The organism is Polynucleobacter sp. 30F-ANTBAC (genome assembly GCF_018882385.1).
GTDB lineage: Bacteria > Pseudomonadota > Gammaproteobacteria > Burkholderiales > Burkholderiaceae > Polynucleobacter.
The window spans coordinates 825929-847234 of sequence record NZ_JACVON010000001.1 but is presented as its reverse complement, the minus strand read 5'-3'; the positions used below and the strand labels follow the sequence as shown (position 1 = coordinate 847234).

The 21306-nt window shown below is 38.6% G+C and carries 22 protein-coding genes; 17 read left to right on the top strand and 5 right to left on the bottom strand.

What is annotated here, in order from left to right:
• The first annotated feature begins 31 nt into the window (after positions 1–31).
• The 4 genes from ICN28_RS03905 to ICN28_RS03890 are packed head-to-tail and all read left to right on the top strand — an operon-like array spanning position 32 to position 4300.
• Entirely contained in the window at positions 32–1462 is a 1431-nt protein-coding gene (locus tag ICN28_RS03905; RefSeq protein ID WP_216286367.1) for a hypothetical protein, read from the top strand.
• Positions 1452–2312, top strand: coding sequence for an alpha-1,2-fucosyltransferase (locus ICN28_RS03900; protein WP_216286365.1), 861 nt, complete (start codon positions 1452–1454; stop codon positions 2310–2312). Before ICN28_RS03905 ends, ICN28_RS03900 begins: the two co-directional genes overlap by 11 nt.
• Positions 2313–2340: 28 nt before the next feature.
• Positions 2341–3267, top strand: a complete 927-nt coding sequence (locus ICN28_RS03895; protein ID WP_216286364.1) for a glycosyltransferase — start codon at positions 2341–2343, stop codon at positions 3265–3267.
• Between the two features lie 4 nt (positions 3268–3271).
• Positions 3272–4300 carry a glycosyltransferase family 2 protein gene (locus ICN28_RS03890; protein ID WP_216286363.1) on the top strand — a complete coding sequence of 343 codons (1029 nt, stop codon included), beginning with the start codon at positions 3272–3274 and terminating at the stop codon, positions 4298–4300.
• Here ICN28_RS03890 and ICN28_RS03885 read toward each other — a convergent pair.
• On the bottom strand, positions 4262–5500 hold the full coding sequence (locus ICN28_RS03885; protein ID WP_216286362.1) for an O-antigen ligase family protein: 1239 nt from the start codon (positions 5498–5500) through the stop codon (positions 4262–4264). The two genes, ICN28_RS03890 and ICN28_RS03885, sit on opposite strands and share 39 nt — an antisense overlap.
• A gap of 161 nt (positions 5501–5661) precedes the next feature.
• On the opposite strand from ICN28_RS03885, the gene ICN28_RS03880 reads away from it, so the two are divergent.
• The 7 genes from ICN28_RS03880 (at position 5662) to ICN28_RS03850 (ending at position 12987) form a co-directional block, all read left to right on the top strand.
• Complete coding sequence (locus tag ICN28_RS03880; protein ID WP_216286361.1) at positions 5662–6528, top strand: glycosyltransferase; 867 nt, start codon at positions 5662–5664, stop codon at positions 6526–6528.
• On the top strand, positions 6525–7490 hold the full coding sequence (locus tag ICN28_RS03875; protein WP_216286360.1) for an NAD-dependent epimerase/dehydratase family protein: 966 nt from the start codon (positions 6525–6527) through the stop codon (positions 7488–7490). The genes ICN28_RS03880 and ICN28_RS03875 overlap by 4 nt, the downstream gene beginning before the upstream one ends.
• A 9-nt stretch (positions 7491–7499) precedes the next feature.
• Positions 7500–8330, top strand: a complete 831-nt coding sequence (locus ICN28_RS03870; protein ID WP_216286359.1) for a glycosyltransferase — start codon at positions 7500–7502, stop codon at positions 8328–8330.
• Positions 8327–10252 (top strand): HAD-IIIA family hydrolase, encoded by a 1926-nt coding sequence (locus tag ICN28_RS03865; RefSeq protein ID WP_216286358.1) that lies wholly within the window; start codon positions 8327–8329, stop codon positions 10250–10252. Before ICN28_RS03870 ends, ICN28_RS03865 begins: the two co-directional genes overlap by 4 nt.
• 10 nt (positions 10253–10262) lie before the next feature.
• Positions 10263–11249, top strand: coding sequence for a GHMP kinase (locus ICN28_RS03860; protein WP_216286356.1), 987 nt, complete (start codon positions 10263–10265; stop codon positions 11247–11249).
• Between the two features lie 6 nt (positions 11250–11255).
• Complete coding sequence (locus ICN28_RS03855; protein WP_216286354.1) at positions 11256–11822, top strand: SIS domain-containing protein; 567 nt, start codon at positions 11256–11258, stop codon at positions 11820–11822.
• 169 nt (positions 11823–11991) lie between these two features.
• Positions 11992–12987 (top strand): NAD(P)-dependent oxidoreductase, encoded by a 996-nt coding sequence (locus ICN28_RS03850; protein WP_216286352.1) that lies wholly within the window; start codon positions 11992–11994, stop codon positions 12985–12987.
• Between the two features lie 154 nt (positions 12988–13141).
• On the opposite strand, the gene ICN28_RS03845 is transcribed toward ICN28_RS03850, so the two are convergent.
• Together ICN28_RS03845 and ICN28_RS03840 are read right to left on the bottom strand one after the other, a co-directional pair.
• Complete coding sequence (locus ICN28_RS03845) at positions 13142–13747, bottom strand: tyrosine-type recombinase/integrase (RefSeq protein WP_216286350.1); 606 nt, start codon at positions 13745–13747, stop codon at positions 13142–13144.
• Positions 13748–13756: 9 nt separating this feature from the next.
• Complete coding sequence (locus tag ICN28_RS03840) at positions 13757–14056, bottom strand: hypothetical protein (protein WP_216286348.1); 300 nt, start codon at positions 14054–14056, stop codon at positions 13757–13759.
• A 64-nt stretch (positions 14057–14120) separates the two neighbouring features.
• On the opposite strand from ICN28_RS03840, the gene ICN28_RS03835 reads away from it, so the two are divergent.
• The 6 genes from ICN28_RS03835 to rfbC all read left to right on the top strand — a co-directional run bounded on the left by ICN28_RS03835 (position 14121) and on the right by rfbC (position 19030).
• Positions 14121–14354: a DNA-binding transcriptional regulator gene (locus ICN28_RS03835; protein WP_216286346.1), complete on the top strand. Its 234-nt coding sequence runs from the start codon at positions 14121–14123 to the stop codon at positions 14352–14354.
• Positions 14355–14363: 9 nt separating this feature from the next.
• Positions 14364–15191 carry a hypothetical protein gene (locus ICN28_RS03830; protein ID WP_216286345.1) on the top strand — a complete coding sequence of 276 codons (828 nt, stop codon included), beginning with the start codon at positions 14364–14366 and terminating at the stop codon, positions 15189–15191.
• 173 nt (positions 15192–15364) lie between these two features.
• Positions 15365–16432, top strand: a complete 1068-nt coding sequence (gene rfbB, locus ICN28_RS03825) for a dTDP-glucose 4,6-dehydratase (protein WP_216286344.1) — start codon at positions 15365–15367, stop codon at positions 16430–16432.
• 73 nt (positions 16433–16505) lie between these two features.
• Positions 16506–17498, top strand: a complete 993-nt coding sequence (gene rfbD, locus ICN28_RS03820; RefSeq protein ID WP_216286343.1) for a dTDP-4-dehydrorhamnose reductase — start codon at positions 16506–16508, stop codon at positions 17496–17498.
• Between the two features lie 50 nt (positions 17499–17548).
• Entirely contained in the window at positions 17549–18430 is an 882-nt protein-coding gene (gene rfbA / locus ICN28_RS03815; RefSeq protein WP_216286342.1) for a glucose-1-phosphate thymidylyltransferase RfbA, read from the top strand.
• Positions 18431–18478: 48 nt separating this feature from the next.
• Positions 18479–19030 carry a dTDP-4-dehydrorhamnose 3,5-epimerase gene (gene rfbC, locus ICN28_RS03810; protein WP_216286341.1) on the top strand — a complete coding sequence of 184 codons (552 nt, stop codon included), beginning with the start codon at positions 18479–18481 and terminating at the stop codon, positions 19028–19030.
• Here the strand turns inward: rfbC and ICN28_RS03805 are convergent, their stop codons facing one another.
• Together ICN28_RS03805 and ICN28_RS03800 are read right to left on the bottom strand one after the other, a co-directional pair.
• On the bottom strand, positions 19031–20269 hold the full coding sequence (locus ICN28_RS03805) for an O-antigen ligase family protein (protein WP_216286340.1): 1239 nt from the start codon (positions 20267–20269) through the stop codon (positions 19031–19033). It abuts the gene before it with no gap.
• 195 nt (positions 20270–20464) lie between these two features.
• Positions 20465–21289: a glycosyltransferase family 2 protein gene (locus tag ICN28_RS03800; RefSeq protein WP_216286338.1), complete on the bottom strand. Its 825-nt coding sequence runs from the start codon at positions 21287–21289 to the stop codon at positions 20465–20467.
• Between the last annotated feature and the right edge of the window lie 17 nt (positions 21290–21306).

The following is a 21306-nucleotide window of genomic DNA, read 5'->3' as shown; positions in this document are numbered from 1 at the left end:
GTGAAAGTTAGGCATAGATAAATCATTTTTTTTGATTCTTACTGGTAGATTTATAACAGCTATTGTTGGGATTTTATCAATAAGATTATCTACATCATTTCTGATTCCATATGAGTATGGCATTTTAGCCGTATTGATTTCAATTCAATCATTTTGTGGACTGTTTTTAATCAATCCAGTTGGTCAATATATTAATAGACACACTCATGAGTGGATTGATCATAAAACACTATTTTCTAAATTGCAGCGATATTTAACTTATTTAATCTTTGTTGGATTTATAAGTGGTCTCATTGTTTATATTTGGTTAAAAAATGAATCAGAAATTATTTCGCCCTATTTGGGGTATGAGTTAGCTATTTTTACAATGGTTCTTTTTGGAACTTTAAATGCTACATATATAGCAATATTAAACATGATGGGATATAGATTTGAATCCGTATTGTGGTTGAGTTTAACTTCAATTTTAGGCTTACTTTTTTCTAGTGTATTAATACAATTTCATCCTGAGGGGCTGTATTGGTTTTGGGGGCAAGCTGTTGCTATGTTAGTTGGGTACATGGGTGCTAAGTATCAGCTCGAAAAGAAATTACAATTTTTTTCAACAGGTAGTCTTAACTTGCTAGAAAAAGATGTGTTAAAAAACTATATATGCCCACTAGCAATTTCAACATTTTTTATTTGGTGGTTAACTAGTGGTTATAGAATATATTTTGAATCTCAATGGGGATTAGAAAGTTTAGGATATCTGGTAGTTGGAATGGGGGTATCTTCTGCAATCTGGGCGATTATTGAGATATTAGGCATTCAGTTTTTAAATCCATATTTTTATAGAAGAATTAGTTTGGGTAAAATCGGATTGGGATATAAAGCCTACTCTGATCTTGTAAATACGCTTGGACCTATATATTTAGTATTATGTGCATCGAATATATATGTGGCATCCCTACTTTTAAAATTATTAGTTACGGATGTATATAGCAATGCCAGCATTTTTGTAATTTTTGGCGCTATTATAGAATGTTCAAGAGCTATAACCAATTTATATGGGAATGGTGCTCAAATTGAAAAGAAAATTTCCAGTGTAATCATGCCCTATTTAATTGCAAGTTTATTATTTGCAGTTGGCTTATTTTTAATTTATACGCTCAATTTAAATTTAAATTTTGCCCTTATATCACTATTGTGTTCTTCTATAGTTATGTTCTTATTGATGACATTTAAAGCAATATATCTTTATAGGCTGAGATTAGATTGGAAGAGATGGGGTTTGGGGTTTTTTATGATTGGGCTATCAATTCTAATGTCAGTCTTTATGCCTTTTAATGCTAATAATACATTTGATGCTTTTCTTGATATATTGATATTCGGAACTTTCACCCTAATATTCGTATCCATTATGACTCTAACCAGTAAATCGTTAAGAAGATTAGTCTCGGTCAAATTGCGTGATGAAAAATAAAATAATCATTAGATTGATAGGTGGTTTGGGTAACCAAATGTTTCAATATGCAGCAGCTCGTGCTCTAGCAGATGAATTGGATTTTGATTTGCTGTTAGATCTGAGGTTGTTCGATAATTACAAAGTCCATAAATATGGATTAAATAAGTTTCGCATCACAGCAAAAATCGCTGATAAAAATGATCTTATTTGGTGGCCTCATATAATGAGAAGACCATATGAGTTTCTGTCCATGATTGGTCTACCCTGCAGATGGTATAGAGAGAAAAAAAAGGATGTAAAACATCTTTCTGAAATTAATAGATCTTGTTTATTGGATGGATACTTTCAGAGTGAAGTATATTTCCAATCTGTTTATGAAAAATTAAAACTAGAGTTTATTCCTCAAAATAAGTTATCTGAAAAAAATCTAAAAATCCTAGATAAAATTAAAGAGCATGAAAGTGTCATGGTTCATATTCGAAGGGGTGACTATTTATCTAGCCCTCAGAATATGATTATTCATGGTCTCTGTGATATTGGCTATTATGAGACAGCTTATTCACTAATAAATAATAAGATCAATAATCCTTATTTTTTCATATTCTCGGATGATCTTAATTGGGCAAGAGATAATATTCTATTTGGGGATAATGTGACGTTTGTAAGTGGAAACGATAAATATCCTGAAGTAGATATTTACTTAATGTCACAATGCAAGCATCATATAATTGCTAATAGTACTTTTAGCTGGTGGGGTGCTTGGTTATCTAACAATAAAAATAAAATTGTGATTGCGCCGAAAAAATGGTTTGCTTCAACAGAAGTATCAAGTGATTATATTGTCCCAGATAGATGGCTCCGCATCTAACTATTGAGTTTTTTGATAATAAAACAATATGGAAAATAACAGCGTTGTTCTAGTTTCAGTATTGCTGCCAGTATATAAATGTGAAAAATATCTATCTGCTTGCTTGAATTCCATAATTTCTCAGTCATTAAAAAGCTTCGAAGTTTTGGCGGTGTATGATGATTCTGATGACAAAACACTTGAAATACTAACAGAGTACTCAAATATTGACTCTAGAATAAAAATAATAAAGGGGTCTAATCGAGGGCTTATAGGTGCTCTCAATGATGCCTTAGATAAGGCTAATGGTATTTATTTAGCTAGGATGGATTCTGATGATATAAGTATCCCAGACAGATTTGAAAAGCAGGTTAAATTGATGGAATCAACTTCTGCGGATGTTTGTGGGGGCCATTATTTTATAATAGGAAGCTCTGATGAGTATCTGGGCTCTAGAGTTGTTCCATGCTCAGACTATTCTATGTTATTAGCTTTATCACTAAATGTTCCATTTGCACATGGATCAGTAATGTTTAGGGCTGATTTTATAGATAAACATGGCATTAGGTATGGCGCAAGTAAGTATCAAAGTTCAGAGGATTATGCGCTATGGGCCTTAATATACTCATTAGGAGGGAAATTTTGTAATGTTAATGATTGGATTTTTAAATACAGAGAACATGAAGTCTCTTTATCCAAAACTTTGCTCAAAGAAGTAAGATGCGATGCATATAAAATTTCTTCTGAGTTTATAGAGTCAAATAAAACTCAAATATTAATTGCAATTCAAAATTTTATCGGTATAAATCGAACACGTGAGGAGAGTGAGAATCTCGCCACTTTAATATTCATTTTTTCATTTATTGACTTAAATTTTAAGCTCTTGCCTTTTGTCAAAGAGTTAAGTAAGCGGGATATTCTGACAGGCTTTATAAGAGCAGTAAGATTTATTTATTTTAAATACTTTATTAAATGACAGTATGGAAAATAATTCTCTAATTTCTGTATTAATGCCTGCATATAATGTTGAAAAATATATTAGTCAAGCTATAAATAGTGTGCTAAGTCAGTCCTATAGCAATTTTGAATTACTGATAGCTGATGATGGATCTATTGATGGAACTGTTAGAGTAATAGAAGGTTTTACTGATTCCAGAATTAAATTATTTCATAATAATAAAAATTTTGGGCATGTTTATACTAAAAATAAATTATTAAGTAAAGCCTCTGGTGACTTTATTACATTTTTAGATGCAGATGATTTTTCTTCGCCAGATAGGTTATATAGGATGTTGCATGAATTTTTACAGCATCCAGAACTTGGCCTCTGTAGTAGTAATGTAGTTAGGGTTTTTGGAGAGACTTACAACTATCTGCCAAATTTACCAGAGAGTTGTGAAAAAATTAGAATCGCAGGTGAATCAGCATTTCCCGCACCTTCAGCAGTAATGATATCAAAAGATATTTATTTGAGGATTGGTGGTTATAGGAATTTTTTTGATGGTATGTGCTATGAAGATCATGATTGGATCAGTAGGATTATTGAAATGTTCCAATCTAAAATTATTAATCATCATTTGTATTTTTATAGATTTAATCCAACATCCATTGGAAATGTTAAATTCGATTCTAGAAAATTGGCTGCACGGGATATTGTAAATTATCTAAAGCAACAAAGAGCTGTTTATGGTGAGGATGATTTACAAGCTGGCAGAATTGATGCACTTTCTATTTTATATCAGAAAAAATTATCTTACTATTCTCATAAAAAATGGAAATATTATATAGAGTTAAGACGTCTAACTGAGCTAAAAAGCAAAGTAAGATTTTTGATTTGGGCTCGGATGTTTATGTTTTACCCTTTTTCATTAGCAACTTATAAATCATTAATTAGGATTGTTATCCCTGTTAGATCGAAACTTGAATGTTTATTGAGAGAAGGTTGTATCGCATTTAAGTCTAAGCATAAGTTATTTACCTCTAGTATACAAAAGAGCAATCGACAATAGTATCCAGTAACCAACATAAGTTGTACCGTTCAAACCAAAGCTTGATACATATAGGCCGATATTTGCAGAAAAAATAGCAATACCATATAAAGAATATTTAATATCGGTTAAGCTGGAAAGTTGAATGGTATTCAGTAATTTATTGCCAATTTTTATAAGTGCAATAAAGAATAATGTAAGCCCCACTAGACCAAGCTCTGCTGTTAGTGTTGAGAAAAAACCAAAGGTTGGGGCTGACAAATCTGTAACCCCGGCTGATATCCATGAGTCAATTTCATCGCTTAAAAACATATATTCTGGGTAGTAGTTATGAACATAAGCGCCTGCCATACCGGGCCCTACACCGAGAATCGGGTTATCTAAACCAACTAGAAAGCCGGCGTATTGAGCTCCAACCCTAGTAATGTTTGATGATAGTGTTGGGTCTAAAAGGGATTGATATGTGAGTGAAATAACATTTTCACCCTGTAAGATTAAGAAAAATAAAATTATAATAATAAATAGCATCACATTTTTGAGGCTAAATAGCCCATAGTTTTTAGAAATATATTTTATTTTTAGATAATAAAAAAATATTATTTGAATTAATATAGCGACATAAGCAGTTCTTGATTGACTATATATAAGACATAAAATTAAAAATAAAATTAATGTTTTATAAAAAAATTTAAATTTAGTTATGGAGCTTCTTGCCAAAATAAAAGGTAGTATGGTTGCAATATATACACCGTAATAAGAAGGTTCAAAGGATAAACCTCTTACTCTATTGATATCTAAATACTCAATACCTCTTCTTGCATGTAGATACGTGTCGGAAATATTAAGTAATACTCTGGCTAAGTCAATATTAAATATATAAACAAATAATTCTAAAATGGAATAAGGTATAGTCAAATAAAAAGAGTATATAAAATACTTAGATATCCTATATATTATTTTGTCTTGTTGCCCATGAAGATTTATTACTAATAATAAAAAAGTTGAAATTAAAATATAATTCCTCAGACCATTCATGCCAATAGATAAACCGCTAATTTTTATTGAATTTATATAGGAAGATTGATAAACTGATAGTATTGTCGATATAATTATCCATATAAAGAAAAAAAATAACCATAAATTCACATCTTGGAGTTTAAAATTAATAATTTTCTTTCCGTTAATGATATTAGCTAAGAAAATGAATGATGAGATCCACATAAAGAATACGCTCGGACTTCTAAACATTGCACTATCTGAATTTATCAGTGGGAAATCATTAAAAAATCCTATAAATAAAACACATATGGATAAACATGAAATTTCTAAATTTATGTAAGACTTATTTTTTTTAATCAAGATAATTTAGTATTGGAAATTAAATGAAAATAGTGGCGGTTGTGGTAACTTATAACTCTGAATTAGATACACTAAAATCTCTTATTAACAGCTTGCCTTCCGATATCACTACTATTGTATCTGATAACTCAACAGATAGTATAACTAGATTAAAAATAAAAAATTACGTTAGTGATTTTGGTGGAATTTATTTAGATATGATTGGTAATAAAGGTTTAGGGTGTGCTCAAAATGTAGCAATTAAATATGCCAAATCTATTAGTGCTGATTTTGTATTATTTATGGATGATGATTCAGTCCTAAAGGAATGCACACTTAAAAATCTTATAAATTATTTTTCATCATATTACAATGAGCATGGTAAAGAAATAATTGTATGTGCTAATCCTCTTGATATTGATTCGGGACTCCCTCTGAATAGAAATAATTCACAATTTATTAAAAATATGATGAATTCTGGTTCGCTTATATCAATTAATATTTTGAATAAGGTTGGTTATTTTGATGAGGATTTATTTATTGATTATGTTGATTATGATTTTGGTTGGAGAGCAATATCACAAGGCGTTCGGATAAAAATGGTAGATCAGGCTTTTTTTTATCACAAGCTGGGAGACTCTAAGCGAAAAATACTAGGATTTGACTTGAAAATTTCTAGCCCTATTCGACATTATTATCAGACGAGAAATACATTTTTAGTTTTTAATAGAGAGCATGTTCCATATACATGGAAAATAAATAGAATGTTGGCTATTCCAGTTAAATTTCTACTAATTATTTTATTTGCAGATTCTTTTACAATGAGATTAGGTTTTTATTGTAAAGGCTTAATTGATGGTTTCTTAGGTAAGACTGGCGATTTTAATAATAATTTAGAGAAGGTCGAATGATTTCAATAATATTGGGTGGTGCTGGATTTGTGGGAACTAATTTAATTGGCCGTTTAATACAGGAAGGTCAAACAGTAGTCGTATTAGATAATTTCTCAAGAGGCCAAAAAGAATATTCTTCACGATTCATAAAGAGTAATAATTTTCATATTTTTGAATGTGAAGCATCTTCTTTTGATAACTTACATAATTCTTTTAGCTTAGTAGCGAAATTGGGGGGTATTGATGAGGTTTGGCATCTTGCAGCTAACTCTGATATTCCAGCTGGCGTTAATGATCCATGTGTTGATTTTAAAGATACATTTTTAACCACATTCGAATTACTTCGTGTGATGAAAATTTTTGAAATAAAAAAGGTGCACTTTGCTTCCAGTTCAGCAATATACGGGAACTTAGGAGATATTACCTTGCATGAATCAGTTGGACCACTCTTGCCAATATCAAACTATGGTGCCATGAAGCTCGCTTCAGAAGGATTAATATCTGCTGCCGCTGAGTCATTTCTAAACAAGGCAAATATTTTTAGATTTCCAAACGTTGTTGGGGTACCTGCAACTCATGGAGTTCTTCTTGATTTTATAATGAAACTCAAGAAGAACCCCTCAAGACTAGATGTCTTGGGAGATGGTACGCAGCAAAAAGCTTATCTTCATGTTTCTGATCTTGTCGATGCTATGCTCGTTGTGTCCAAGCGAGCCGATGCCGCTAAAGTTGAAGTGATAAATATTGGTCCTGTAGACGAGGGGGTGACAGTTGATTGGATATCTAGGCAAGTTGTTAAGCGCGTAAGTCCAGATGCAAAAATTTTATTTGGTACGGGTAATAGGGGATGGGTTGGCGATGTTCCAAAATTTACTTATTCGACCGAAAAGTTGCAATCATATGGCTGGAAACCCGAGTTAAATTCTGCTGATGCTATTAAGTGTGCAATAGATGAGATTGCGCTTCAATTTGGTAAATAGTTCGCAAGTATGTTGATTCGTGATTTCCCATTGGTGTCTTGTGTGGTGCCGTGTTTTAATGAAAATATTGAAGTCTTAAAAGAAAGCTTAAATAGTCTAAAGAATCAATCGTTCACAAATTTTGAATGTATTTTGATTGATGAAAGTACTGACCAAGATGTAGCTAACGCCTGTAGACAATTTTGTGAAGATGATCCAAGGTTTATTTATGTGCATCCAATTGACAGAGTCGGTTTAGCAGCTAGTCTCAACATTGGTATTGAAAAGTCAAAAGGAGTTTTTATAGCTCGATTTGACTCTGATGACATCTGCATGCCTAATCGGCTTGAACTTCAGATCGCCTTTTTGAGAGCACACCCTGAGATATCAGTCGTTGGAGGGGCAATGGATATTATTAGCACTGGAGGAAGGCTTATCGCCCACCGTATTTATCCACAGACACCAAATAAGATTGCTTCGGCTATGCAGCTTACTAATGCGATTGCACATCCGACAGTTATGTTTCGAAAAGAAGTTATTGATTGTTATGGGGGTTACAACCCCAGTTATCGGTATTGCGAAGACTTAGACTTGTGGTTACGTTGGATGAATGCAGACCTTTTATTTGAAAATTTACCGCAAGTACTAGTTCAATATCGACAAGATAATACACGGCGTGACCATCTTAATTGGCGATATAACCTCCGCGTACGTCTGTCCAATTTTAGTTCGCGACATTTAATTCGACGTATTATTGGCATCACTTGTATTGCAGCTTGGGTGGCTGTTCCAGGAAGGTTGCAAGAGCAAATTTACAAAGTGTTTCTTTTGCGTCGTCGAGACCAAGTGGAAGTTAAATGATTAAAACTACTAAGAAGTGTCAGGTTGCTATCCTTGCGGGCGGTATGGGTACCCGTTTGCGCGAGCGCAGTGGTGACATGCCCAAACCGATGGTTCCAGTGTTGGGAAAGCCTGTTCTGCACCATCAGATCGAACTGTGCCGCAAGCACGGTTTTACAGACATTGCTCTCCTAGTCCAGCATCGTTACGAAAAAATATCAGAGTATTTCGGTGATGGATCAGCCTTTGGCGTCAATCTTAAATATGCTATTGAAGACAAGCCTCGCGGGACCGCTGGTGCTCTGCATGATGCGCTCCCTATGCTCGCCGATCGTATCCTGGTCCTCTACGGCGACACGTTTATGGACGTGGACTTGCGCAAGCTTTGGATGGCGCACGAATCCTCTGGTGCCGTTGGCACCCTGTTTCTACATCCCAATGACCACCCCCATGACTCTGACATCGTTGATATTGATAAGATCGGTATGGTCCGAGAGATTCTGCCTTATCCACACCCAGAGGGGCGCGAAGTGCGTAACCTCGTCAATGCGGCGCTATATGTCCTCAATCGTGCCGGACTGGAGGATGTCACGCCTGCCGAAGGGAAAGCTGACATTGCTAAGCACATGTTCCCTCGCATGCTTGATCTCGGCCGCCCCCTATATGGTTACGTGTCACCTGAATATATTAAGGACATGGGTACTCCAGAAAGACTTGATAAAGTCGAGCGTGACTTTTTAACTGGCTTGCCAGAACGTCTCTCTGGTCGTCAACTTCGGAGTGCTGTTTTCCTTGATCGTGATGGCACCATTAACCGGGAAGTTACTCATCTCAAGTTGCCTGATCAGATTGAGTTGTTGCCCGGTACCGCTGCAGCTATCCGCCGTCTTAACTGTAGCGGTACGTTGGCCGTGGTCGTTACTAACCAGCCTGTGGTTGCGCGCGGTGATGTTAGCATCGAGGGACTGAGGAACATCCACGCCAGAATGGAATCTCAGCTTGGCGCTGAAGGTGCATTTATCGACAGCCTTTATTTTTGCCCGCACCATCCTGATAAGGGGTTCCCAGGTGAGATTGTGGAGCTTAAAGGTTGCTGCAACTGTCGCAAGCCTGAGCCTGGTTTAATTGATAAAGCCTGCTCTGATCTAGGCATAGGCCGTCAGGACTCCTGGATGGTTGGGGATGCGACTTCCGATGTTGAGGCTGGTCGTCGTGCTGGGGTGCGCACCATACTACTGCGCAGCGGGCATGGTGGTGCAGACGCTAAATATGCTGTTCGACCCGACTACACAGCGCCTGACCTCGCGGACGCTATCGACTGGATCCTGAGTGGACACGCGGATCTGACCAGACGCCTTGCGCCGATCGCCATCGAGGTGAGCCATGGCTGTCGCCTTGTGCTTATCGGCGGTCTTGCTCGAACTGGAAAGAGCTATGCTGCGCAGGTATTGAAGGAACTTCTACATATGCTTGGCCGTAAAGCACATGTCATCTCGTTGGATGGTTGGCTTAAGCCTAAGTCTGAACGTAGAGAGGGCATAGGTGTTCGCAGCCGTTACGACTTGGCTACAGCGTCAGCTGCCATTGCTTATGTAGCTAAATCAAGCGCTCGGGTTACTCTTCGCGAGCCTTTATACGACCGTTTAGTACGTGACGCCGACAAACAGCAAATAGAACATTCCCTTGGCCCGAACGACGTACTTATCGTTGAGGGTGTACCCGCACTTCTTATGGACGATCTGCTAGGTCTGTCTGGCGTTATCAAGATCTACGTGGACGTTTCGCGCGATACGCGTGAGATCCGTCTGAATCAGGATTACGCTTGGCGTGGCTTTTTGTCCGAGGAGCAGTTCGCTACCCTGGCGTCGCGGGAACTCGATGAAGTCCCGATCGTAGGGCAATCGAGGATGCATGCGGACTTTGTTATTGGCCAAGAATCTTAAGGAAAGAATAATGATTGTCAGTAAGACCCCATTGAGAATGAGTTTTGTAGGCGGGGGGAGCGATCTCCCCGCTTTCTATCGCGAAGAGGTGGGCGCTGTCCTGTCGACATCGATTGACAAGTATATGTATATCTGCGTTAACAAAAAATTCGACGGCCGTATACGCATTAGTTACACCAAAACGGAAGACGTCGAACACCGTAAAGAGGTAGAACATCCTCTCGTGCGTGAAGCACTAGATTTAGTAGGTATTGATGGCGGTATCGAAATAGCATCGATGGCGGATATCCCATCAAAGGGGTCTGGGTTAGGTTCGTCTAGCACTTACGCCGTCGGCCTCTTGAACGCGCTATACGCTTATCGTAATCAGTTTGCCTCTAAGGAAAAACTTGCATCACAAGCATGTCAAATCGAAATTGATCGTTGTGGCGAGCCTATCGGTAAGCAAGACCAATATGCGGCAGCTTATGGTGGTCTCAACTTGATCCGTTTCCATCCTGATGATTCCGTATCAGTCGACCCCGTGATCTGTAAGCCACATATGCTTCAAGAGATGGAAGACTCTACCTTAATATTCTTTACCGGCCGTACGCGAAGCGCTTCTGCAGTGCTTATGAACCAATCAGCGGCGATGAGGACGACCGACCGTCGCGTTCTTATGCGCCGAATGGTTCAATTAGCGTTCGAGATGAAAGAGCAGTTGGAATCAGGGACACTGGAGCACCTTGGAAATCTGCTTGACGAGAACTGGCGCCTCAAGGCTCAGTTGACTTCAGGCATTACAGATCCGCAAATCGACGCTTGGTACGCTTCCGGCATGGCACACGGTGCTTTAGGCGGCAAGTTGCTGGGCGCTGGCAACGGCGGTTTCATGATGTTTTACGCGCCTAGAGAAAGGCATGCCCAGATTAAGGCCGCTTTATCTGACCTTGAGCCCGTCAAGTTTCGTTTTGATCGAACCGGAGCGCAAATTATTTTTTATCAACCATCAATGTGAGTCCATATGACAACTTTCACCGTTTTAAATTACCTAAATGCACACCAACAACTTGCACGGCGGCTCGACGTTGATGCATTTCAGCAAGGTATTGAGATGATAAAAGTCGCGTTTGAATGCGGCAAAAAAATCATTACTTGTGGCAATGGGGGAAGTGCATCTACTGCATCTCACTACATTACCGACTGGAACAAAATGGTGAGCCTTGCAACAGGAAAAAAATTCCGGGGTGTATCACTTTGTGACAATGTTGGCCTAATCACAGCGTATGGAAACGACCTATCCTACGCTGACGTTTTTGCAGGACAAGTCGACGCGCTTATGGATGAAGGAGACTTACTTGTTGCAGTCAGTGGAAGTGGTAATTCGCCTAATGTGATTAAGGCTATAGAATCTGCTCGCCGAGCAGGCGGAAAGGTTCTTGGGGTTGTTGGCTATGATGGCGGAAAGATGATGCCCTTGTGTGATCACAACGTTTGGGTACCCTCATTCGATATGCAACTTTGTGAGGATATACATCTAATGTTCGGGCATATGGTTATGAAGACGCTTTGCAGCTCAGATATTAAGTAGTTTGCTGAGTTTCTATACAAGACCACCTGCGGAGCTTAGGCTTTGTGGACTTATCTTGTTGGTTGTATGCCATGGTTTATAAATGGTGAATCAATATTCGCAAATAAGGACTTTTAGCTGAGGCGTTTTCGTGAGGCGGGTTGTTTTGATTAAAGAAAAAATAAATTAAATGCAGGCAATAAATGTAATTGGCGGTAGTGGGTTCATCGGGACCCGCTTAGTTCGCCGACTAAAGAGCAAAGAAAAAGTAATTGTGCAAATTACTGACAAAGTGCCAAGTAAAGCAAATCCAGACATAGTTACTTTAGGTGATGTCAGATTAATTGAGCAGCTTCGAAAATCTATTGCTAATGAATCTGTAATTATCAATTTGGCTGCCGAGCACCGCGATGATGTCAGACCTTTGACTCTTTACGACGAGGTTAACGTTGAAGGTGCTGAAAATATTTGTACTATTGCTCGTGAAAAGAGCGTGAAGACGATCATTTTTACTAGTAGCGTTGCTGTATATGGTTTTGCTCAAATAGGAACTGATGAGTTAGGAAAAATCGCTCCTTTCAATGACTATGGACGCACTAAGTATGAGGCTGAACTGATTTTTAAAGCTTGGCAAGCCGAAGCACCCACCGATCGCACCTTAGTGATCATTCGCCCCACTGTAGTTTTTGGAGAGCAGAATAGAGGCAACGTATATAACCTGCTACGACAGATTGCTTCAGGCAAGTTTGTGATGGTGGGCAACGGTGAAAACAGAAAATCCATGGCTTATGTTGAGAACGTTGCTGCGTTCATTGAATATGCCATAAGCTTCAAACCAGGCGTGTATATCTACAACTTCATTGACAAGCCTGACTTTACGATGAATGGTCTAGTGGCAAACGTTAATCGCATACTTGGTCGATCAGAGAAAATTGGCTTCAGGCTTCCGTTTCCTGTTGGGTATGCAATCGGCAAAGGCTTTGATCTGTTTGCAGCGCTGACCGGAAAACGATTTGCCATTAGCGCGATTCGCGTCAAGAAGTTTTGCGTGGACTCTCTTTATAGCACCGCTATTGACCAAACTGGCTTCGTTTCACCTGTGCCTCTCGAGCAAGCTCTCTCTCGGACGGTTCAGTATGAGTTCATGGAGTCAAATGAGCATGAGGGTGTGTTCTACACTGAGTGATCTCATCATAAGATTTTATGTCTTGATGTTTGGATAAGTTGAGGGTTGGACAATCCCTGAATATCTACTCACTGATACTTAGCAGTACTCAGGCGTCGAGAGAATTGGTTCGAAACCAGTCCCCACTGCACCCACCAATTACTACAATCAAACTCTATATGTAATTAATATGCTCCACATACCTCATCACAGTATCAGTCTTTGACCATCTTCCTTTGCCCATAATCATGGGCATACTTTCTCCCGAATTCACCATATCTTGAGCATTCCCCACTCGCAATGAGTGTCCACTAATTTGTTCAATTAATTCTTTACCTAATCCCGCACGTTTAGCTAACCGTTTATAGATTCGGCTAATTTGGCCTGACCCAAGCGAACCAGTAATTTTTTGGCCGCGATTAATTCCTTTAAATAGTTGTCCCTCTTTTGGATTTCTCAGTCTTTCTAACCATAAATTAATTGCTTCAGTTGCTTCTTCACCGAGATTTAATCTTCTACCTTTAGCTAATTGATCTGTTTTACTCTTTCTGATTAAAACACTAGCTCTTGTAATTCCATTAGTTTCTGAGTATCTAATATCCTCTATCATTAGAGAGACTAATTCACTTCTTCTGCACATGGTGTCATAAGCTACCAACAACAAAAGTGCACGATCTCTGGCACCTCGGTTGCCTGCCTCAGTTGCAAGTAGCAACTTCTCTAATATTTCTGCAGTAACACCAAAAGCTTGTTTCTGATAGCGTCCAATTTTGCGATGCATTCGTCTTATTTATAATATGACATCTGGATCTTTGGTGGAGTCTGAAAATCGATTTAACTTATGAATCGTTGTCATGCCTGCCATAACACGCCTAATGCTTGCTGAACTTCTACCATCTTGAATAAGACTCTTTATGTACAAACAAATAGTCTCTGGAGTAGTGGGCAGTGGGCTTTCATTCAACTTTTCACAGTATTTGATGAAGTGCTCAAAATCAACTCGGTAAGCCCTAGTTGTGGAGTCTACGTATGCGCTATCCATCCTTTTAATTGTTTGATTTAAAAGGTCTTTTGGATTAGTATTTTTCATATCAATAAACCTAGCTTTAACATCATAAATTGATATTAAAGCAATCAAATAGATTGTAAAGCGATTGATTACAAGTGATCAAATAAGAGCAGCAAGAGCTCTACTTCAGTGGTCTGCACAGGACTTGGCTGATTCTGCTGGTGTAGGAATAGCTACCGTCAGGAGATTTGAGACCATAGATGGTGTTCCAACTGGTCAGGTTAGGGTATTGAGTGCTATTCAGCTAGCGCTAGAAGATGCTGGTGTTGAATTCATCGGCTCTCCAGATGATAGACCTGGAGTTCGCTTAAAAAAATAAGGCATTTATATGGCGAAAGGTAATCGAACTGGCGGCCCAAAATCCGAACTAGGAAAATTAGCATCATCAAGGAACTCTCTAAAAACAGGCGCTTACTCTGTTCAACAAATTTTGCCAGGGGAAAATCAAAAAGATTTTGAAGAGCTTCATCAAATGTTTATGGATGACTTTCAACCTATGGGGGTTGTTGAAGCATCACTAGTTCATGAAATTACTCTTTTGGCTTGGAAGAAGCTACGTCTTGAACGAATTGAAAATCAATATTTGTATGGCGTTCTCAATGCTATGCCAATACCTGAGGAATATTTCGCTGCGGGACTCCCTAGAAAAGAAGAAATTGTTTGGTTATTACAAGATATGTCAGTGATGACTTACGAGTATGTACAAAAACATCAACAATATTTAGATTGGTCGAGGACTGCTGAGAAGAGAACGCTGACACAAGAAGAAATAAAGCAAATTCAAAATGACGATGGAGATTTTTATATTTATCTTAAGCGAGAGGTTTATGAATCTCATTCGAGCTCAAAGCTACAAATAAGATTTGTTAGGTGGGCAGGTGAGGGTGATGATGAACCTGAGTTATCTGCGGAAGATGTTGCTAAGGCACTAAGTAACATGATTAAGCGATCTGAATCAGTTTTGTATGTCCACAAACATCTTAAAGAAATTACCAATATTCAAAATCTCATACGAGATCGGCGCTTAAAAGCATTTATGGAATCTTCTGGACCGATTCGTGCATATCAGGACTTGTCGCGAGCATTTTTTAAAGTGCTCGATGAACTTAGAAAGCAGCAAGAGTGGCGTTTAAAAAATAAGACCCTGGAATCTTAGTCAATTTTACAAAACGGACTAATTCTCATTTGGGGCTTAGTCCGATTTTATTTTTAGGGCATTAGTTAGCCTAACTTAGGCCCGATAAGCATGTTATTTTCAAGCCTCAAAAATACCTAACTGATTAGCACTTCATGAGAAAATAGCAATAATCTTTATAAATAACTAAAACTATGATTCTAGTCACAGGTGGTGCAGGCTTTATTGCTGGTAACTTTGTTTTGGATTGGTTGGCCAATCCTGCTGCAGAAGGTGTGGTTAATTTGGATAAATTAACCTATGCTGGTAACTTGGCTACTCTTCAGTCATTGTCCTCTGATTCACGTCATGTATTCGTTCAGGGCGATATTGGAGATTTCGATCTTGTTCTTGCTTTGCTTAAAAAGCATTCCATTCGAGCAGTTGTAAACTTTGCTGCTGAATCTCATGTGGATCGTTCGATCCATGGTCCTGGTGATTTCATTCAGACCAATGTGGTGGGTACATTTAATTTACTGGAAGCAGCTCGTGCTTATTGGTCAGAGCTTCCTGAATCAGAAAAAGCCACTTTTAGATTCTTGCACGTATCAACAGATGAAGTCTATGGGTCATTATCACCAACTGATCCTGCTTTTACGGAGACTAATACGTACGAGCCGAATAGCCCTTATTCGGCTTCTAAAGCTGCATCAGATCATTTAGTGCGTGCTTGGCACCATACCTATGGTTTACCAGTATTAACAACCAATTGCTCTAACAACTACGGCCCCTATCACTTTCCAGAGAAGTTGATACCGTTAGTGATTCTGAATGCTTTGGCAGGAAAGCCTTTACCTATTTATGGCGATGGTCAACAAATCCGAGATTGGCTCTATGTCAAAGATCACTGCTCAGCCATTCGTCGAGTATTAGAGGCAGGTAAGTTAGGTGAAACTTATAACGTGGGTGGCTGGAATGAAAAACCAAATCTAGACGTTGTGCACACCATTTGCTCGATCTTGGACAGTTTGCGTCCAAAGGCAGATGGCACCTCTTATGCATCGCAAATTACGTATGTTCAAGATCGTCCGGGTCATGATCGTCGATACGCAATTGATGCTACTAAGCTTGAGCGTGAGTTGGGCTGGAAACCAGCTGAAACGTTTGAGACAGGCATCCGTAAAACAGTACAGTGGTATTTAGATAATCAAGAGTGGACCGAAGGTGTATTGAGTGGTTCTTATCGTGATTGGGTACAAAAGCAATACAAGCAAAATAACTAATTAATGAATGAACTGTTAATTTAATCACTCAACGACTAAAAAACTTAATAACTAACTCAGCAAATAATCTTCAATGTCCTTTTCCTCATTTGAACTCTTAGACCATAGCAAACCGATTTTGGTGTTTGGTCGTGATGGTCAGGTGGGTAGAGCTTTACAAGTTTGTTTGAAAGATCTTAAGGTGCCTGCTGTTTTCTTGGGGCATTCGGATTGTGACCTATCCAATGAGCTGGCAATTAAAGAAGTTCTAAATCACTATCAACCTCAGGTGATTATTAATGCAGCTGCTTATACAGCAGTTGATAAAGCAGAAAGCGAGCGAGAGCTCGCTTTTGCTATTAATGCCAAAGCTCCTGCTGTGATGGCGCACTACATTGCTAATGTAGCTCACGGTATTTTGGTTCACTATTCAACAGACTATGTGTTCGCAGATAGTAAGCAGGGTGCTTATTTAGAGAGTGATGTTGTAGGACCTGTTGAAAAACTAAGCGTTTATGGTCAAAGTAAGTTAGCTGGCGAACAAGCCATTGAAGAAGCATTTAATTTGGCGCATGATTCAGGTCAAGTAACTTACGCTGATAAGTTTGCAAGATATTTTATTTTGCGTACTTCTTGGGTATATGGTGATGGCGGTAATTTCATTCGTACGATGTTGCGATTGGCGAGCGAGCGAGATCAGTTAAAAGTGGTGGTAGATCAGGTAGGAGTCCCTAGCTCTGCTGATTGGCTGGCTGAAGTAGGTGTACAAATGGCAGGTTCAAGAGTTGAATCAGGTATTTATCATGCTGTACCTGATGGTGAAACATCCTGGCACGCTTTAGCTGTATTTGCGATCGAAACAGCGGCTAGCAGTGGTGAAGGTATTGAGGTCAAGTCAGAGAATATCTTGCCTATACCTGCTACAGACTATCCTTTGCCAGCATCTAGACCCTATAACTCAAGATTAAGTAATGCTAAGTTAAAAAAAGCCCTTTCTGAGATGGCTTTTACAGGACAATACCCCCATTGGCAGGAACAAGTGACCGCTTATGTAAAGCGTATCGTTGAAGAGTCCTTAAAAAGTTAACTAATTGATGAGATGTTAAAAGTATGAGTAAAAATGGAGGGTCTTCAACCATGAATCGTAAAGGTATTATTTTGGCCGGTGGCTCAGGCACTCGTTTGTATCCGGTAACACAGGCAGTTTCAAAACAGTTGATGCCGGTTTACGACAAACCGATGGTGTATTACCCATTAACAACTTTGATGCTGGCAGGCATCAAAGATATTTTGTTGATTTCTACACCACAAGATACGCCTCGTTTTACAGAGTTACTGGGTGATGGTTCGCAATGGGGTTTAAATATCCAATACGCAGTACAACCTTCTCCAGATGGTTTGGCTCAAGCTTTTATCATTGGCAAAGAGTTTGTTGGTAATAACCCATCAGCATTGGTATTAGGCGACAATATTTTTTATGGCCATGAGTTAGTCAATCAATTGCATTCGGCTAACAATCAAACATCGGGTGCTACGGTGTTTGCCTATCATGTGAATGATCCAGAGCGTTATGGTGTAGTGGAGTTTGATGATTCTTTTAAAGCCCTATCGATTGAAGAGAAGCCATTAAAGCCAAAAAGTAATTACGCCGTCACTGGTTTGTATTTCTATGACCAACAGGTTTGTGATATTGCTAAATCTATCAAGCCAAGTGCTCGTGGTGAATTAGAAATCACAACAGTCAATGAAGCCTACTTAAAAATGAATCAGCTTCAGGTTGAGATAATGGGTCGTGGTTATGCTTGGTTAGATACAGGTACTCATGACTCTTTATTGGATGCGGCAGGCTTTATTGCAACCCTTCAGAAGCGACAAGGCTTGATGGTGGCATGTCCGGAAGAAATTGCATATCGCCAAGGTTGGATCAGTGCTGAGCATGTTCTTAAGTTAGCTGCACCACTTAAGAAAAATGCTTATGGTCAGTATTTGGAGAAAATGCTAACTGAGCGATTGTCTTGATTTGTTAGTATTTGTGTTCGAATTAAAGATTAAAGAAAATATTAACTGATGCCTATAACTGTAACTCCCACCGCAATACCTGATGTTTTAGTGATTGAGCCTAAAGTTTTTGGCGATGATCGAGGTTGGTTTTTTGAGTCATTCAACGAAAAAGATTTTTCTGAGGCAGTTGGTCAGTCTGTTACTTTTGTTCAAGATAATCATTCTTCTTCCAAGAAGGGTGTGCTGCGCGGTCTTCATTACCAAATGGAGCAAACCCAGGGTAAGTTGGTAAGAGTATGTCATGGCGCTGTATTTGATGTGGCTGTTGATTTGAGAAAGGCATCTTCAACATTTGGGAGGTGGGTAGGAATTGAACTATCCGCAGAGAATAAAAAGCAGTTATGGATTCCGCCCGGATTTGCACATGGATTCTTGGTTTTATCTGAAACAGCCGAGTTTTTATATAAAACAACTGATTACTGGCATGCTGCCAGTGAGAAGTGTCTGGTTTGGAATGACGCCACTTTGAATATCCAATGGCCTAATATCGGTATGCAACCCGCGTTAAATCCTAAGGATGCCGCTGGCTTGAGTTGGATTGATGCGCCAAAGTTTTAATTAACTCTTTTGGTTTTGCCAAAGAACTTGCGCCATGATTCCAGCAATTAAATAACCAAATAAAGAAACAGAATACTTATAAGCTAGTATTTCTGCTGTCATGCTGGTAACTATGCATGTGATGATGACTGCCAGACCACTAAAACAGCCAGGTCTAGAGTAAGCATTGCTTTTGATAAGGTAGTATAAAAATAAAAGTAATGGAGTTATGAAGGTGATTGCGTATGCAAGGGCACCCAATGAGCCGCTTCTAACAATGGCGGCATAGAAATCATTATGAAACCCAGTGTGCTTTGCTAGAAAAATGGTTGTTGATGTGTAATGCGTTACCAGATGATTGGCTATCTCAGGGGTAATAAATAAATTTTCACTCCATCCAAATACAGGTTTTAGAGTTAAAGCTTTAAAAGCCAGGATACCCATGTCAATGCGAACGCCTACAGATGTTTCTTTTGCAGAACCATTAACGTAATTTTTTATTTCTAATACGGCTTGATCAATTCTTGCCAAGCTACTGCTGACATGATTAATTAAATAAAAAATGCAAAGAGCGGTGATTAAAATAAAACCAATTTTTAACCATTTATTTTTCTGATTAAAAATTAAGATGGAAGCTAAAAGTGGAATGGCTAACCAAGAGGTCCGAGATAGGGTTAGAAGTGCTATATAGATAGTGGTGACGAAAGTTGCAATAAAAAAAGTATTTTTAAAAATACTGCTGGCTTTTAATTGAATGTTGATAAAGCTTAAGCACAGCAAGCCAAAACAAGTTAACCAGGCACTTAAAAGGATTGGGTCGATGAATGGTAGTGATAGCCGACCGTTCCACATGCTTTTTGCAAACACAACTTGGTCATTCTTAAAAGTTAAAAAAAGTAAAAATAATATAATACTTATTGGAATAGCAAGTTTTAATATTTTTATAAAGTTAATTCTGTAGTGATATACCGCATAAAAAATAAGCCCCGAGAAAACTAGTCTAGAAGGGGCATCTAATCTATTCGGCACAAAAGACTGATTGGCAATTTGGCTGATACCTGTTGCAAGAAAATAGGTCCATAGGCTAAAAATAACCCACCAATAAAGCTTGGGGTAAGTTGTAGTGGGTTTATTGGACGTTATGGCATTAAAGATCAGCGCGATTAAACATGCTAGATAAGTAGCGATCGCAATTCTTGTTGTGGCACCACCGATGCTGAAGAAGAATATGGGTAGAGCTATTAATAAAGCAACAATCACATAGCTTAGGATTGTTCCAAACCCTCGGGTAGGTGTATTGATGATGCCCCATTGATGTAAGGGTTGAAACTTCATTTAGACCTTATTTCGAATTACCAGAGCTATCTGTCAGATATTGAATTTATAGAAAATATAACTGATTTTACCTTAGATATAGAACATCTCTTGGCAAATAACTAACTTAAATGGCTGTATTTATAACCATTTAAAGGCATTGTTTTCTCTAATGCCGTGCATGGAGATACCGTGCTCTTGGATTTCAGAATTTCTCCAAATTTTTTCTTGTTTTTTTCTAGCAACTTTAGTTAATTTTCTTTCTAGCCAAGATTGATTGAGTAGCTTGTAGTTGTATCTATAGGCAAGATCATCTTTCTCTTTGAGACCTCGCTCAAGTTTCATGGCTGTTTGTGTAATCGATCCGTAGTGATGCAGCCAGGAAGCGCCTGTCATCGCCATTTTAATGTGAGCTTTCTTAGCTTGATTAAAGAAAAGGGTGTCTTCGTACCCTAGCAAGCTAGGAACTGGTTGAAAAAATCCAATATCCATCCAGACTGAGCGATGAACCGCTAAGCAAACAGCATGACGTGCCCCGATTCTGTGGGTATTTTGCATTTTTCGAGAAGCTTCTTGGCCAAAAAGATCAAAGTCGTAATCTAATTTGCCTTCGATTAAAGCAGGGGAGATAATTTTTGCTCCAACTTTCTCAGCTGCGCCAATGAGATTTTCAATCCAGAATGGTGAGACTAGAACGTCATTATTCATAACAATGGTCCATTCTGTCTGTAGGGCTAATATCCCTTGGTTCCAGGCAACACCACATCCATAATTAGCATGATTAAAAACTTTGCCACCTAATGGGAGAGTTTCAAGATACTCTCTCGTTGAGTCCGTAGAGCCATTATCAACAGCAATGAGCCTATCAAGAGGTGTGCCATGCTTGACCATACTCTCGACACATAGTTTGGTATATTCAACTGAGTTGTAGCAAGCAAATGTAAGTGAGTAGCGGTTTGGGTTCATTCTGGCATTATCTCATC

Coding starts and splice junctions, on each gene's coding strand:
- ICN28_RS03865 (WP_216286358.1), top strand. CDS start 8,327: ATGATTAAAACTACTAAGAAGTGTCAGGTTGCTATCCTTGCGGGCGGT.
- ICN28_RS03830 (WP_216286345.1), top strand. CDS start 14,364: ATGGCGAAAGGTAATCGAACTGGCGGCCCAAAATCCGAACTAGGAAAA.
- rfbA (WP_216286342.1), top strand. CDS start 17,549: ATGAATCGTAAAGGTATTATTTTGGCCGGTGGCTCAGGCACTCGTTTG.
- rfbC (WP_216286341.1), top strand. CDS start 18,479: ATGCCTATAACTGTAACTCCCACCGCAATACCTGATGTTTTAGTGATT.
- ICN28_RS03870 (WP_216286359.1), top strand. CDS start 7,500: ATGTTGATTCGTGATTTCCCATTGGTGTCTTGTGTGGTGCCGTGTTTT.
- ICN28_RS03875 (WP_216286360.1), top strand. CDS start 6,525: ATGATTTCAATAATATTGGGTGGTGCTGGATTTGTGGGAACTAATTTA.
- ICN28_RS03895 (WP_216286364.1), top strand. CDS start 2,341: ATGGAAAATAACAGCGTTGTTCTAGTTTCAGTATTGCTGCCAGTATAT.
- rfbD (WP_216286343.1), top strand. CDS start 16,506: ATGTCCTTTTCCTCATTTGAACTCTTAGACCATAGCAAACCGATTTTG.
- ICN28_RS03850 (WP_216286352.1), top strand. CDS start 11,992: ATGCAGGCAATAAATGTAATTGGCGGTAGTGGGTTCATCGGGACCCGC.
- ICN28_RS03860 (WP_216286356.1), top strand. CDS start 10,263: ATGATTGTCAGTAAGACCCCATTGAGAATGAGTTTTGTAGGCGGGGGG.
- ICN28_RS03900 (WP_216286365.1), top strand. CDS start 1,452: ATGAAAAATAAAATAATCATTAGATTGATAGGTGGTTTGGGTAACCAA.
- ICN28_RS03800 (WP_216286338.1), bottom strand. CDS start 21,289: ATGAACCCAAACCGCTACTCACTTACATTTGCTTGCTACAACTCAGTT.
- ICN28_RS03885 (WP_216286362.1), bottom strand. CDS start 5,500: ATGTGGATCTCATCATTCATTTTCTTAGCTAATATCATTAACGGAAAG.
- ICN28_RS03890 (WP_216286363.1), top strand. CDS start 3,272: ATGGAAAATAATTCTCTAATTTCTGTATTAATGCCTGCATATAATGTT.
- rfbB (WP_216286344.1), top strand. CDS start 15,365: ATGATTCTAGTCACAGGTGGTGCAGGCTTTATTGCTGGTAACTTTGTT.
- ICN28_RS03845 (WP_216286350.1), bottom strand. CDS start 13,747: ATGCATCGCAAAATTGGACGCTATCAGAAACAAGCTTTTGGTGTTACT.
- ICN28_RS03855 (WP_216286354.1), top strand. CDS start 11,256: ATGACAACTTTCACCGTTTTAAATTACCTAAATGCACACCAACAACTT.
- ICN28_RS03880 (WP_216286361.1), top strand. CDS start 5,662: ATGAAAATAGTGGCGGTTGTGGTAACTTATAACTCTGAATTAGATACA.
- ICN28_RS03840 (WP_216286348.1), bottom strand. CDS start 14,056: ATGAAAAATACTAATCCAAAAGACCTTTTAAATCAAACAATTAAAAGG.